Raw genomic sequence first — 14,159 nt, 5'->3', positions numbered from 1 at the left:
GGGATTATCATTTCATGTGGCACAATTGACTCACACAAATAAAAATAAAGGGGGGAAATTTGGCTTTATATTATGTGCTCTATTTCTTTTGTCTAAAAACAGAGTCCCAAAACCAATAAATTAAAGCCAAAAGAAAACTAAAAAGGTATAGTTTATACGAAACAAAAGCAGTCAGAGCGTAATTAGTCAATAAGGCTAAAATTCCACAAACGACAAGAGAGACTATAAAGTAAGTTAGCAAATACCATCCATGATATTTTTTGGGTTTGCGATTTAGAAAGATTTGTATTGGTGTAGCAAAGATTAAATAAGCAACAAACATAAACAAACTTATCGCTCTAAAAGACGAAAAACCAAACCCTTCTAAAAACATCAACGTGTAGACAATTGCCGCTGATACAACCGAAAAGGCAACTGTACATAAATAACGAATAATCCCACCAAAAATCCGCATTAGTTAAAACTCCTTTTCTTTTGTAAACAATTTTTCAAAGATCGGTGGAATTCCCGTCAGAAAGTTTTTTGTTCTACCCTTCTTGTAATTCTGTTTCTTTGTTTACGTTCAATGCCTAGAGGTTATGCGAAAGAGATACCTGATATTGAAACAAAAGTAAAAAATGGACATGTTACATTAAAGGTAAACGAAAACGGAGACGAATACAAGTTTTTCAAAAATGGAGTACCAGTTTATGAAGGTGATTTTAATGAATATAGTGATGATGTGTCAACAATTGGAGATAAATATAAAATAGGGATCTTTCAAAAGGAAGAGTTAAAGAAGGTGGTTACTCTAAACGTCACCAATGGCTTAGGAGAAAAAGCTTTAAATTCATCTGAAGAATCATATGCTGAAGATTTAATGGCTTATCAAATTCAAAACGGTCACTTAAATGTTATAGCTGATGCTGCGTTCAGCTTTCATGGGATGAACTTCCTACAAAGACGGAGTATATGAAGTTTATAAGGTTTGGACTTAATTTCAAAAAAGAAAAACACAAAAAGAAATTGCAAAGGAACTGGGGATCTCACGCAATTATGTTTCCAGGATTGAAAAACGCGATTTAATGTAGATGTTCCATGAGTTTTATCAAGAAGAAAAGGAAAGGGTTAAGAAAGAAAAACAAGCAGAAAAGAATTTAGCCCTTCAATCATGAAGGGCTAATTATCTTAAAAAGTTGTTTTGGCTACATCCTTGCTTGCCATATAATCATTATTCGATGACTCATAGTCATCTTTTTCACCTTCGATAATCCAGCTTTTTTTCTCTTCATCATATTGTAATGTTACGATTTCTTCATCGAAATTTTCTTCAAGCTCTGAATCCATAAATTCATAAACCTCTCTCGATTTCAGATGAAATTCCACAGGAATATGGATCAACTGTTTTCCCCCGCTGCCGTTTTCGTAAGTCACCTTAGAAAAGTCAATGCGAGTACCCAAAGCTTTTCCTTCATAGTAATTTTCTTTGTCATAATTCTTAATCACATCTATGTAGCTTTTCTTCAAATTGTCTGAAACATTTTTGAGCTTATTTGCATCTTTTTTCACTTTAGCTTCATTTCTATCCTTAGCAAAATCATTGATCTGCGATTTTAATTTTTCTCTCATATCATCGTTGACAATTGGATTAGGTGTAAGGTTATATTCTTCCGTAGTGTCTGATTGGACTGTGACTGCCTCGCTTTTTCCTTCTCCCCATGGAAATTCAGCTACTCCTTGGAGCTTAATTCCGTCTTTTACGGGGCCAAACTCCGTATTTTCGGAAATAGACTCTCCTGATTCTTTCCCATCAACAAGTACCTTTGTATTCGGAATGTCAGAGTTTACAGAAACCGTATCACCGCTAAAATTAAGGCTGGCGGTTTTCTCAAATTTTTCAGGATCAAAAAGCGTCACTTCCGTTTTATCATCAACCGTTGTATAATCATACTTTTTGCTGCCTTTAATGGTATATACCCCTGGTCCAAAAACACCTAGCTCCTTGGAATCCTTACCTTGCATATCAATTGTTTCACCGTTAAAAGTAACATTAGCTCCTTTAGCTGCATGTACTTCTAATTTATAACCACGGGCCTTTAAAACGTATTTTTCGCCCCCAAAAATCCCTTTCTCCTTTGTGATATAAAAAGGACCAATATTAGATATACTTTCCCCAGGATATTGCTGCGAAATTAAATTATTGGCTTTTCCATCTGACTCATAGTAACTGGCCTGTGCATTCAATAGCATGATTTGATCTTTATAATCAGACTCATCATCTTTTAAATACTTGATTATACTTTCGGCTTCCCTTTCTTCCCACTTCGTTCCATTGTCAACTTTAACAAGTTTCAATAATCCCTTAGCATCTTCTTGTTTAATTTTTTCTTCAAATTCTTTTGCGAGATCTGAAGGTTCAGGGGATCTCCCTAAAATAAATAAAATGATTGCAAGGATTGCCACAATTGGCACTCCAATAAATAAAAATTTCTTTTTCATAAAATCCTCCTTGTTTATGCTATTACATACTATTCTATCATCAAAAAAAGGTAATTTACCATTTTTCCCTCCAAAAAATCCTTTAATTCTATAAACATAAAGGCCCAGATTTTTAAGCTGGGCTACACAACATCCTATAAGCTCTTTTTTATTCCACACCTTCTACATTCACGTAAAAACACTCCGTTTTAAAATAAATTTATGATTATTAAAACAAGAACACAAGTCAACAAATATTAATAAAATAAAATAGATGAAAACAATTGTTATTCACCAATAAAAAATAACTCCTTTTTAGGGAGTTGTTTTACTCTCTCTCCTTTAGCTAAAATCTTAAGCTTTTGTCTTATCATAACGATAAAGTACAGGTTGCAAAATAAATAAACAAAACACAATCCAAATAAATAGAGAGAACCACTTTAATAGTGAATCCCATCCACTCCAAAAAGACATAAAATAAAGTATTGGCAAAATAAAAATCAAACTAAAAAGTAATTTTGAAGCTGTTGTTTCCTTTAGCGGACTTTTACATTTGGGGCAAGTTGACTTTTTTGTTCTAATAAGTTTATATTTTTCTCTAAAAGTAAACGGTTTCCTGCATACCGGACATTTGCTCATTTTCCCGCTCCTTAACAGGGCTTACTTTGTAAAAACCAGCTTGAGCTTTGTTGTTTGCTTTGTTTTTTCTTATAATACCATGTGGACTTATGTTTATATTTATATTGTTGGTAACACATGCTTCCATCTTGGATAGGCTTCGAAGTTCTGTATTGCTTGATTTTCACCTTTATTGATTTATCAAGTGTCTCTCCTACAGCCAATGAAGTTAGGGTTAAAACTGTTTGTTTTACTCTGCTTGCAGGAACCCTGCTCCATATACTTGTCAAAGAAATTGCCGCTCCAACTAAAGTGCCTGCCGGAACGTAATTGATAACAGTCCCCATGTATACTTGTTTGTATGCTGACAAGCCCATTTCAAATTCTTTCTTTGTTTCTAATATTACACCGTTTAATAAGGTCATGCCCGTTGCAGGGTTATATTGAATATGAGTCGTATGTTTATTTTCCGTAACGATGGCTTCAACGATTCCATTTTCATGGTATGTTGTTTCCAGTGTAAAGTGCATCTGCCCAGCTTTTACAATTTCCCTTGTCTTTTTCCCTGAGTAATATAGATCGTCAATGGCAGTTATGTTCTACAAACCCTTTAGCCGAGACAAAGTCATATGGAGTCACAAAAGAACCACCTGCAAAAAGGGAGTACTATTGAAACATACATTTTCTTTTTCACACTTCTCCCCCTTGAAAATCCAAATAATTACTTTAGATTTTATAAAAAGGGGTTATTTTGCACAACACTTTTGTCAATACCAATTTCCTAAAGTCGATAAAACGCAGAGGAATGTATCGACATCTTGGACGGAAAAAAGTCATCGTCGGCCGTTTCGGCCATGATCGGAAGACAGAGAAAACGCGAAGAAGCGGGGCTGTGGAAATGTTTCAGAGATTTGATCGGACTGAGAAGGAAAAGCGGAAATAATATCAGTCAGAGGCCGGGAGTAAGACAATATCGGCCTCTTGACTCTTTATTCCATGCGCTTGAGCAGAAATTTTCTTTCATTAAAATCCGCTGCAAGGGATTGTAATGGCAAGACCGTCTTTCTGCCATTGGACAATGCCGCCGCTCAAACTCAAAACTTGTTTGAAACCGCCGTTAGCTTGCAGGATGCTGGCCCCTATTGCAGATCGGGCTCCGGAATGGCATTGCACAAGGATCGGACAGTCTTTTCTAATGTCATCCAGACGTTCTTGGAGCGTTCCCAACATGATGTGTTGGGCATTCGGAATATGACCTTCCTGCCATTCAGTCAGATTGCGAACATCAAGCACGTGCACGAATCCGTCATCGACTAATTTTGCGATTTCAGGTGGTGTAATCTCCGCGTACGATTCAAGTGAAAAAGCACCGCTTGCCAGGATTTTGTCACGATCCATAAACCCTGCCGCATTGTCAATGCCCACAGAACGCAGCGCTTCCAGGAGTTCGTTCACTTCGGCCGGATTCGTTATGAAGTACACAGGACGATTATAGTCGATGAGCCAGCCCGCCCAGTTCGTAAACGCCTTGTTGAATGGAATATTGATTGTGCCTTTGATATGCCCTTCAGCAAATTCTCGGGAAGGGCGGGTGTCCACAATCTGCTCTTTTCCCTGCAAATCTTTCACTTGTTCAATCGACGTAATCTCTGGAACAGCAGAAAGATCTTTGAGCAATGCAGGACCTTCTTTATTTACTCGTTTCATCACAGCGAAATACTCTGGCGGTTCAGGTTGCCCGTCAAGCAAGGCTTTAACAAATTCTTCTTCATCGGTGTATGCCATTGCCCAGTTAAACATCTTTTCGTAGCCGACAGTCGTAGTTGGAATGGCTCCCAATGCCTTGCCGCAAGCGCTGCCTGCGCCATGAGCCGGCCAAACCTGCAAGTAATCCGGGAGTTGTTTAAACTTTCCGAGGGACTTGAACATCTCTCTTGCTCCCGATTCTGACGTTCCTTTGATTCCCGCCGCTTTTTCGAGCAAATCGGGTCTGCCGATGTCGCCCACAAAGACGAAATCTCCTGTAAAGATGCCGATAGGACGATCCGCATTTCCTCCGCCGTCCGTCAACAGGAAGGAAATGCTTTCCGGGGTATGGCCGGGAGTATGCATAACCTCAAACATCAGGTTTCCGATGGAAAAGCGATCGCCGTCTTTTACAAGTTGATGGTTCAATTCATCGACATATTGGTATTTCCAGTCTGCGTCTCCTTCATTGGAAAGATACAGTTTCGCTTGATTTGTAGCGCCGAGTTCGCGAGCGCCGGAAACAAAGTCGGCGTGAATATGGGTTTCTGCGGCCGCTGTGATGTTTAGCCCTTCATCTTCGGCTGCTTGCAAATATGGTTTCAGATTGCGGCCGGGATCAATGACAATCGCCTCCCCTGTTTTTTGGCAGCCAACCAGATAGGATGCATGGGCCAGTTTTTCATCGTAAAAATAGCGCAATAACATGTTGTATTCCTCCTCTTGAAACATTTGCGGGAATATATCCTTTCACATCACATCAGTCCTTTTAACATGCCATTCCAATACATGATGGGCAGCAATCTTCTTTTTAACAGGTACATGCTGAATCGTTCCTTGGACTGATCAAATGGAAACGTTTCTTGCGGCACCTTGTGATAGTCAAACTCGGCCAGCACGAGTTTGTTGTATCCTGTAACCAAGGGGCACGAGGTATATCCATCGTACTTTGCATCTAATGAAGATCCTTTGATCAAGGACAACAGATTTCGCACCACAACCGGAGCCTGTTTACGAACTGCAGCTCCTGTTTTGGACGTCGGCAGGTTGGCACAGTCACCAATTCCGAAAACATTGGCAAACTTTTTGTGCTGCAGAGTGTACGGATCAACATCGACCCAGCCGCCGGCATCCGCCAATGCGCTTTCTTTGATGAATAGAGGCGCTTTCATCGGCGGCGTCACATGAAGAAGATCATATGCTAATACTTCCTGCTCTCCCGTATCCAAGTTTTCGAACAAGGCTTCTTTTGAATCAGGCCGAATTTCGATTAGATTTCTCTTGTACATCGTTTGGATATCCTTGCGCCGGACGACTTTTTCGAGCGCATTTGCGTATTTGGTGACATCAAAAATGGTTGATTTCGCCGATGCAAAAATCATGTCCGATTGATTGCGAACATTTGACTTGCGAAAATAGTCGTCTGCTAAATACATAATTTTTTGCGGAGCTCCCCCGCATTTCACGGGAGAATCAGGATGAGTGAAAATGGCGGTTCCGCCTTTGAAATTGCGGATATTTTCCCAAGTGCTGTCTACCGTATGATATGAATAGTTGCTGCAAACCCCGTTTTTTCCAACCGCATCTTTCAAACCTTTGACCCCGGCCCAATCGATTTGCAAACCGGCTGCTGCAACGAGATAATCATAGGAAACGATCGTTCCTTGTTTTGTAAGAAGTGTGTTCTGATTCGGGCGAAACTCTGTTACAGCATCGCCGATCAAGTCTACCCCGGCAGGAATCAGGGAAGCTAATTCGCGCTCGGACTCTTCCTTCTTCGCTGCGCCGCCTCCGACTAATGTCCACAAAGGCTGGTAGTAGTGCTTTGTTTGCGGGTCAATGATGGCAATTTGTCCTTTGAGTTTTTTAGAAGCCCGGACGAGACGGGCGGCGACAGAGATGCCAGCAGTCCCTGCTCCTACAATGACAATGGTATAACGAGCTTGTCTTGCCATAGTCAACCACCTTTTGTTTTAAAAAGTTGCTGTTTGTCTTAAAGATGTGTCTCTCGTTTTTTAAGTTACCATCCATCTTCCTTTTTTTGTATAGGGGAACTCCCCTACTTTTATTTGAGCCCCGTCTTCCCAAGCTGACAAGGTTAAGAGGTAGTATGTTAGAACGTCAGATCGAGATATTTGTTTTTGATCGCATATTGGATTAATTCGTGTTTCGAGTCCAGTTTTAATTTCTGCATCATATTTGTTTTATGATTTTCGACGGTTTTGACGCTGATTGAGAGTTTATCGGCAATCTCCTTATTGGCATAACCCAGAACGATGAATCTGAGAATCTCCTTTTCGCGAACAGTTAAAACAGAAGGCGGCTTTTGGGAATCTGAATTCAGCCATTGATCAATGATGTCTGGCGATACAGATGTCTTGTAAAAGAGATTGCCCCTGTACACTTCGACAATCGCCTGATAAAGCAACCGATAATGGCTGTTTTTCAAGACGTATCCATGAGCCCCTGCCTCTATCGCTTTTTGGACAAAAATTTCCTCATCATGCATTGTCAAAATCACGATTTTAACAGAAGGATTCAACTTTCGGATTTCACTGCTCGCTGTGAATCCGTCCAACCCGTTCGGCATCGACAAATCCATCAGCACGACATCCGGTTTCAACTGTCCGGTGCTAAGAACGGCTTCGTTGCCATTATTGCTTTCTCCCGCAATCTCAATTCCAGAAAAGCCTTCCAAAAGGACACGGATGCCCTTGCGAATCATCATATGGTCATCGACCAGCAATACCCTGATCACTCTCCCTTCCCCTCCTTGTCCTGTACTTTCACTTTAATCGTCGTGCCTCTCTGAAGTGCAGAGTGAATTCGAAGGCTTCCTTCCATCTGATCGACTCTTTCTTTCATATGTTTGAACCCCAGGCCTTCCTCTGTCAGCCCGCGTTCAAAACCAATGCCATCGTCCTGAATGATCAAAACGAGCTCGCCGTCTTCTTTGTGCAGTATGACTTCAATAAGTGTCGCCTGCGAATATTTCAGGGCATTATGCAGCGCCTCCTGAATAATTCGGTACAAATTAATTTCAAAAATCGGCAGCAAGCGATTGCTGACATTGCTTGAGGCAAACGTAATAGAAACATCCTGATGAGTCTTGTTTAAGCTGGACACAAGGTGCTCGACAGCAGGAATCAGCCCCAGCTGATCGAGACTGTGCGGCCGCAGCTGGAGAGCGTAGAGCTTGACGTCTTGGATCGCCTTTTCCAATTCATCGATGATTTCCTGCATGTACTCTCTAAATGTTTCTTCCTGCTCCATGCGCGATTGAATCGCTTGAATACCTACTGAAACCGAATAAAGCGATTGCCCTACGCCATCGTGCAGTTCCTGGGCCAGCCGCTTGTGTTCGTTTTCCTGAGTTTCTAGCGTTTTTTGCAGAACAAGCTTGGAGATCCGCGCTTCCTCTTCCTTTTTCTTTATCGTTAAATCTTTCAGAACCAAAAGAACTTCCATTTGATCGCCGTTTTCAGAAATGACAGCCGTACTCATCTCCATGTCGACGAATCGCCCTTCATAGGTGGGCATCGAAGAAAGAAAATAAGGAACTTCCCGCTTGGCCAGCAAATAACAACGCTCTTCTCCCACTTCCAATTTTCTCGTTTGGCAGTAGGAACAATACGGAACCTTGTCCCCTAATTTCCATCCCGTCATCTTCTCTGCGGACGGGTTCATCACCAGAATTCTGCGTTCCTGATCCATCATGATGATTCCATCCTGCAAGTGGTCGAAGATCTGCCTTAAATAGCCGCTTTCCATTGAGATTCCTTCTTCTTTATACCGAGTCGGGTTTTGACACATCATGGACCCTCCCTTAGCTATCTATTCCTCATACAACTGATAGACTCTTTTTAACTTTTGTTCAAGCTGCTCAAAATGAACAAAACGCGCTTCTCTTAGACATTCGGTTCCCTCAATAAACAAAAGAAGCACAGGAACTGTGAAAACTGAAAACCTTCCGGCAACCTCCTCCACTATGTCAGCATTTATATGTCCTAATTTGATCTTTGGAAAGCGGGCCAACAGTGCTCTAAGCTGAGGCAGAACAGCGTGACAGACTGTGCATTGAGGTCTTGATATATATATAAAACTTAATTTATGACCGGTTATAAATGTCTCAATTGCCACCATTGAAGTCAGCTCTGTAATCTCTTTCATCCAATCCCTCCTTCAAAACGGATCATACAGAAATCCTTAAATACGGAAGATATCAACCCAAATTTTCACTGTTGTAAGCAAAATAACGAATATCAAAATACCTTGAAGAACTTTGACATTCATTTTCTTGCCAATGAAAACACCGATCGGGGATGCAATTAGACTGGCAGCCATTACAATCAAAGCCGGCAAAATGGGCACCTGTCCGAATATAAGCTTTGTGGCTGTTGTTCCAACCGATGAAATAAATGTAACTGCGAGCGATGTTGCGATTGTGATTCGTGTAGGTATTTTTAAAACGACTAACATGAGCGGAACAAGCAGAAAAGCTCCGCCCGCACCGACTATGCCCGAAGTCAAACCGACTGCAAAAGTCATGATTGAGGTTAATATCTTTGGAAAGCGAACGTGATCACTTTGATGAGCTTCTGTTCCTGTCTTTGGAATAAACATCATGATGGCAGCGATAATCGCCAATAATCCGTAAACCAGGTTTATGGCGTCTTCAGAGAAAAAATGTGACCCATAACCACCGATCAGACTGCCGATCAAAATACTTAATCCCATGATGGAGATCAGTTCTTTATTTAAGTAACCGTCTTTCCGGTAAGCCCATACACCGGAAAATGTTGCAACAAAAACCTGGGCTGCGACAATACCTGAAACCTGGTGAGCATAAAAACCTGTAAACCCTAATAACACAGGAATATATAATAATAGAGGGTAATTAATTATTGCCCCGCCGACACCAAGCATTCCGGACATAAAAGAGCCAACAAATCCGATGAAAAATATGAGAAGAATAAAAGAGATGTCCACCGGCTTTCCCCCTTTTCTTCAATAAAAAGGGGAATAGTCCCCCCTTTTATCACCTTAACCTTTTTTAAGCCAAAACTTTAGTACACCATCTTCCTCAGTACCTTGAAGCAACTCATGACCGCCTGACTTCGCCCATGCTGTCAGATCACTTTTTGCCCCTTTATCAGTGGCATGTACTTCTAACACTTCTCCGGATTGCAATTCATCCATCGCTTTTTTTGTTTTCACAATTGGCATCGGGCACGCGAATCCTTTAGCATCTATGACTTTATCTGATTTCATGTTTTATCTCTCCCTATCTTCAAATCTATATTCATCCATGAACCGCACAACGGTTTGGTCCAATTTCCATCTCACTTTGTCTGTCAGCATCCGGCATTATTCTGCCCATGTTGGTTTGCCGAATTTCCCGATAGGCATTTGGCTGTGGCGGCAGGTTTTCTGATACAGCACGTCTGAACTCATTTTCATCCAGATTTAAACCGGCATTCTTTTTATATACATCACTCAGCTTAGCTTGAACCTGCCCTTGACTGCCTAATTCACTGACTGTCGAAAAGTGAGCTGGAAGAACAATCAAGTCACCTGATATTTGTTTGTATTTTTCATGCAACGTGTTACGTAAATCCTCTGCCCAGTCCCCGGCTTTTCCAGCCAAGTCTGGCCGGCCGATTGATTCAACAAATAAAATATCTCCTGTTAACAAATAGTGATTATCAACAATTAAAGATGTGCTTCCGATCGTATGGCCCGGTGAGTAGATAGGCTCCACTTTCATGGTTGTATTTCCTATCGAAACATCATGACCTTCAATTAACGGTTCATACGAATATTGCACTTCCTCTGCATCTTTTGGCGGCAGGTAGTATGCGGCTCCTGTACGCTCACGCAGTAAACGTCCGCCAGAAATATGATCCGCATGTAAATGTGTATCGACCACATGTTTAATTGTAACGTTTCTCTCTTTTGCAAAATCTATATATGCGTCTACAGTACGAGCAGGGTCAACTACAATCGCTTCTCCGTCAGTCTCAATAAAATAGGATAAACAGCCTTTCCCCATTCTTACGAATTGATAGATTGAGCCTCCTTCTTTCAAGTTTCCTATTTTTACTGGATGTAAAAATTCGCTCCACGCCTTCATGCCGCCTTCAAGCGCAAAAACTCTTTCAAAACCGGCATCCACTAAATGCTGTGCAACCATCTCTGAAGACCCTTGTTTGGCACAAACCACTAAAACATCTTGATCTTTAGGAACTTGGCCTGCAATCTTATCTACACCATCAATTAAATCAAAATACGGAACATTTAAATGTTCAACCCGGCTGCCCTCGATTTTCCAATCACTAAAGGCATCTTTATTTCGTACGTCTAAAATAAAAAACGATTCTTTTCTTAATAGCTTTTCGGTTACTTCTTTTGGTGAAATGATTGTAAAGTCCACTTCTAAACCTCCTTAGATTGTTAGCATCTCATTGGCATCATGTTGCAATGGTCGCAACTTTTGCAGCCTTTCAATTTATTGATCCTTTTTCAATAGGCCCTGACCACTCCTCCATTCCCCGCACCACATTTTCAACGTCTTTAAAGCCGTTAGCTGCAAGCTGTTTAGCTGCCAGATCGCTTCTATTACCTGTACGGCAAACAACGTACATTTTCCCGTCTCTATTCAGTTCATTTGCTCTTTTTTCAAGTTCACCTAATGGGATTGAAATCGCTCCTGGAATATGGCCGAGACGGTATTCTGCAGGTTCCCGAACATCAACGACTGTTATCCGTTCTCCCGCCTCTACCTTTTTTTGAAGTTCTTCATTTTGAATCACATAAGGAAACGTTTTTTCTTTCTTTATTTCCGAGTGACCTGCTTTACGAAGAAAATGCTTTAATATATCTCCGTCTTCTGTCATCCCGAGATACTGGTGGCCGCTTCCTTTTGCCCATGCCTGTATATCAGCAAGAGACCCTTTATCAGTAGCATGCACTTCAATTACCTGCCCCGGTTCTAACTCATTGATGGCCTTTTTCGTTTTTACAACGGGCATTGGACAAGCAAGCCCCTTTGCATCTAACACGCGGTCAGATTTGATGTTCATCAATCATCCCTCCATACTCATTTTCTGTATCACGGTTCCATTTGATCGCTCCGGCAACCATATTCCTTAAAGCACCGTTTAATTTGGAGACCGTTATATAAATAAATTCACTTTTGCTTCGTTGGCATCCCCGAGATATGCGGCAACTCCTGCATAATCAATACCATCGATAAGTTCTTCTTTTTGCAAGCCTAACAAGTCCATTGTCATTGTACAGGCAACAAGCTTTACTCCTTGTTCTTGGGCCATTTCAATCAGCTGAGGCAAAGATAATACGCCGTGCTTTTTCATGACATGTTTGATCATTTTAGGCCCGATACCGGCAAAATTCATTTTAGATAATCCGAATTTCTTTGAACCCCGGGGCATCATAAAACCGAATGCTTTTTCAAGCGGCCCTTTCTTTACCGGCACCGGTTCATCTTTTCTTAAAGCGTTAAGGCCCCAAAATGTATGAAAAATTGTTACCTCATGATCGTAAGCAGCGGCTCCATTAGCAATAATAAAAGCGGCAATCGCCTTATCTAAGTCACCGCTAAATAAAACAATGGTCGTTTTTTCTTTTTGGTCTGACATTGATCAACTCTCCTATTTTATATACCTATACCCGCATGGGTATATAATAAACTAAAAAAATATAAGTCAGCTTTTTTATACCCTAGAGGGTATAAAAACAGCAAAAAATTTTTCTTTTAACCAGGGGTATATAGAGGCTGTATCATAAACAACAGCCATCTAAACATTATCTGCTTTTAACCAATAAATTAACGGCTTCTTGAATGAGGTCTTCGGTATCTTCTCCTCTTTCGATTTGAAGGCGAACGCATTTCTCCAAGTTGCTGCTTACAACAACACCAATGGCGCGATCTAATGCAGAACGAACCGCTGACATTTGGCTTACGAGCTCTTTACACTCTTTTCCTTCATCCATCATTTTTAATATCCCTCGAACTTGACCCTCAACTCGTTTAATCCTATTTTTTAATTGATCATCGTATTCCATCAGATTACCTCCCATTTTGATGATAGCATATCATTTTTATCAACAGTTTCGCGAAACCGTTACTATGCGGATATATGAACTGTCCTGCATTTCTGTCATATTCGTTAAGAATCCAGCCTGTGATGACTTTTTGTACAAAACAGCCTATTCTACTGGAATATCACCCGCCCAATACACATACCCCTATGTGTATAATATACTGAACTAATGAAGATAAATCAAATTTTAGGCTCCTGTAAAGAAAGGGAAGTATAATAAGCGATCCTTTAAAACTTGTTATCTATCGAAACCATGATTCGATTTATTTCGCTAAGATTTCTCCTTGAATCTCAATTTTGACACCAGCTTTTTTCAGCAAATTCCCAATGGCGCATCCTTTATCAGCCATTGCAAATAGGCGGTTTGCTGTTTGAATTTGTTCTTCTGTCTTATTCCCGGATAAAACGAAACGAGGGTGATGAATGATTTTAAATTCATCTTCAGAGTTAAGCCCTTCAGAATCAACCGCCACATCAATGACAGGAAGATCCCTTGATTCGATCATAGAGATAAGAACAGATGTAAAACAAGCTGTTGCAGATGCTACAAGAATTTCTTTGGGAGAGGCTCCATTTCCACTACCGCCGAATTCAGCAGGAATCGCAATGTTTGTATTCAGGAATTCTGTTTTAAGAGAACCGTTCCCATTGACACCATTCTTCCAAGCAATCTTAACATTTGTTTTCACAACAAACACTCCTTTTAGTTGACATCGATATATAAAAGAAGCCCCTTAAAAAAGGAGTCTTCTAAGAAAAAAGATAAGAAAAAGTTTTACTGTACTTTATATTAAGCATTACCGCTAAGCTGACGGAGAATATCATGCACATCCACATGAGATCTATGCTCAATAATTTTACCGTTAACAATACGTAACAACATCATAAGAGAGAATTTAACGTTTTTTCCCGTTGCAGGAACTCCAGCAAATGGGATACCTGTGTGCTTACCTTCAAATATAAAATAAACGGCTACTAGGTCTCCTTCAGCTACCATCGCTTGAATTGGCATTTTGAAACCTGGGAAAGCATCAAAATTTTTCTTTTCTGATTCAATTAAACCCTCTACACCCGGAAACGGTGTATCTAATTGCGGATAGAATACAAAGTCCTTATGGCAAAAGTCTTTCAATTCCTCATACTTTTCTTGTTCAATTATTTCAAAGTAACGACGAACCAATTCTTTATTATTTTCAATGGACATCATGAATGCTC

At 40.5% G+C, this 14,159-nt stretch carries 17 protein-coding genes and 1 pseudogene; 2 read left to right on the top strand and 16 right to left on the bottom strand.

The window, feature by feature from the left end:
* Positions 1-79 precede the first annotated feature (79 nt).
* Complete coding sequence (locus M1E03_RS07650) at positions 80-454, bottom strand: UPF0715 family protein (RefSeq protein WP_026579237.1); 375 nt, start codon at positions 452-454, stop codon at positions 80-82.
* A 111-nt stretch (positions 455-565) separates the two neighbouring features.
* Between M1E03_RS07650 and M1E03_RS07645 the strand changes: the two genes are divergently transcribed.
* Complete coding sequence (locus M1E03_RS07645; protein ID WP_026579236.1) at positions 566-955, top strand: hypothetical protein; 390 nt, start codon at positions 566-568, stop codon at positions 953-955.
* Between the two features lie 25 nt (positions 956-980).
* Positions 981-1,154, top strand: a pseudogene (locus M1E03_RS07640) (sigma factor-like helix-turn-helix DNA-binding protein); the annotation flags it as partial.
* A gap of 13 nt (positions 1,155-1,167) precedes the next feature.
* Here M1E03_RS07640 and M1E03_RS07635 read toward each other — a convergent pair.
* From M1E03_RS07635 to M1E03_RS07565, 15 genes are all read right to left on the bottom strand, one after another.
* The gene (locus tag M1E03_RS07635) at positions 1,168-2,637 is read right to left on the bottom strand and encodes a TcaA 3rd/4th domain-containing protein (protein ID WP_234026542.1); all 1,470 of its coding nucleotides are present in this window, start codon (positions 2,635-2,637) and stop codon (positions 1,168-1,170) included.
* A gap of 470 nt (positions 2,638-3,107) precedes the next feature.
* Positions 3,108-3,605: a hypothetical protein gene (locus tag M1E03_RS07630; RefSeq protein WP_234026543.1), complete on the bottom strand. Its 498-nt coding sequence runs from the start codon at positions 3,603-3,605 to the stop codon at positions 3,108-3,110.
* A gap of 493 nt (positions 3,606-4,098) precedes the next feature.
* The gene (locus tag M1E03_RS07625) at positions 4,099-5,529 is read right to left on the bottom strand and encodes an MBL fold metallo-hydrolase (protein WP_328056286.1); all 1,431 of its coding nucleotides are present in this window, start codon (positions 5,527-5,529) and stop codon (positions 4,099-4,101) included.
* 47 nt (positions 5,530-5,576) lie between these two features.
* Positions 5,577-6,776 carry an NAD(P)/FAD-dependent oxidoreductase gene (locus tag M1E03_RS07620; protein ID WP_161517338.1) on the bottom strand — a complete coding sequence of 400 codons (1,200 nt, stop codon included), beginning with the start codon at positions 6,774-6,776 and terminating at the stop codon, positions 5,577-5,579.
* A gap of 158 nt (positions 6,777-6,934) precedes the next feature.
* Positions 6,935-7,579: a response regulator gene (locus tag M1E03_RS07615; RefSeq protein ID WP_023855293.1), complete on the bottom strand. Its 645-nt coding sequence runs from the start codon at positions 7,577-7,579 to the stop codon at positions 6,935-6,937.
* Complete coding sequence (locus M1E03_RS07610) at positions 7,576-8,634, bottom strand: PAS domain-containing sensor histidine kinase (protein WP_023855294.1); 1,059 nt, start codon at positions 8,632-8,634, stop codon at positions 7,576-7,578. Before M1E03_RS07610 ends, M1E03_RS07615 begins: the two co-directional genes overlap by 4 nt.
* Before the next feature lie 21 nt (positions 8,635-8,655).
* Positions 8,656-8,991 carry a thioredoxin family protein gene (locus tag M1E03_RS07605; protein ID WP_105981103.1) on the bottom strand — a complete coding sequence of 112 codons (336 nt, stop codon included), beginning with the start codon at positions 8,989-8,991 and terminating at the stop codon, positions 8,656-8,658.
* A 36-nt stretch (positions 8,992-9,027) separates the two neighbouring features.
* The gene (locus tag M1E03_RS07600) at positions 9,028-9,810 is read right to left on the bottom strand and encodes a sulfite exporter TauE/SafE family protein (protein WP_283931390.1); all 783 of its coding nucleotides are present in this window, start codon (positions 9,808-9,810) and stop codon (positions 9,028-9,030) included.
* Between the two features lie 54 nt (positions 9,811-9,864).
* The gene (locus tag M1E03_RS07595) at positions 9,865-10,092 is read right to left on the bottom strand and encodes a sulfurtransferase TusA family protein (protein WP_023855297.1); all 228 of its coding nucleotides are present in this window, start codon (positions 10,090-10,092) and stop codon (positions 9,865-9,867) included.
* A 31-nt stretch (positions 10,093-10,123) separates the two neighbouring features.
* The gene (locus tag M1E03_RS07590; RefSeq protein ID WP_283931391.1) at positions 10,124-11,254 is read right to left on the bottom strand and encodes an MBL fold metallo-hydrolase; all 1,131 of its coding nucleotides are present in this window, start codon (positions 11,252-11,254) and stop codon (positions 10,124-10,126) included.
* 70 nt (positions 11,255-11,324) lie between these two features.
* Positions 11,325-11,903: a sulfurtransferase TusA family protein gene (locus M1E03_RS07585; protein ID WP_283931392.1), complete on the bottom strand. Its 579-nt coding sequence runs from the start codon at positions 11,901-11,903 to the stop codon at positions 11,325-11,327.
* A gap of 93 nt (positions 11,904-11,996) precedes the next feature.
* Positions 11,997-12,479 (bottom strand): DsrE/DsrF/DrsH-like family protein, encoded by a 483-nt coding sequence (locus tag M1E03_RS07580; protein WP_020452325.1) that lies wholly within the window; start codon positions 12,477-12,479, stop codon positions 11,997-11,999.
* A 166-nt stretch (positions 12,480-12,645) separates the two neighbouring features.
* Entirely contained in the window at positions 12,646-12,906 is a 261-nt protein-coding gene (locus M1E03_RS07575) for a metal-sensitive transcriptional regulator (protein WP_009327831.1), read from the bottom strand.
* Positions 12,907-13,207: 301 nt separating this feature from the next.
* Positions 13,208-13,633 carry an OsmC family protein gene (locus M1E03_RS07570; protein ID WP_158700705.1) on the bottom strand — a complete coding sequence of 142 codons (426 nt, stop codon included), beginning with the start codon at positions 13,631-13,633 and terminating at the stop codon, positions 13,208-13,210.
* 101 nt (positions 13,634-13,734) lie between these two features.
* Positions 13,735-14,151 carry an ester cyclase gene (locus M1E03_RS07565; protein ID WP_039072876.1) on the bottom strand — a complete coding sequence of 139 codons (417 nt, stop codon included), beginning with the start codon at positions 14,149-14,151 and terminating at the stop codon, positions 13,735-13,737.
* Positions 14,152-14,159: the final 8 nt, after the last annotated feature.

Source organism: Bacillus sp. PK6-013 (assembly GCF_054161445.1).
Note: the sequence above shows the minus strand (reverse complement) of the source record. Positions and strands in the feature narration are given on the sequence as shown.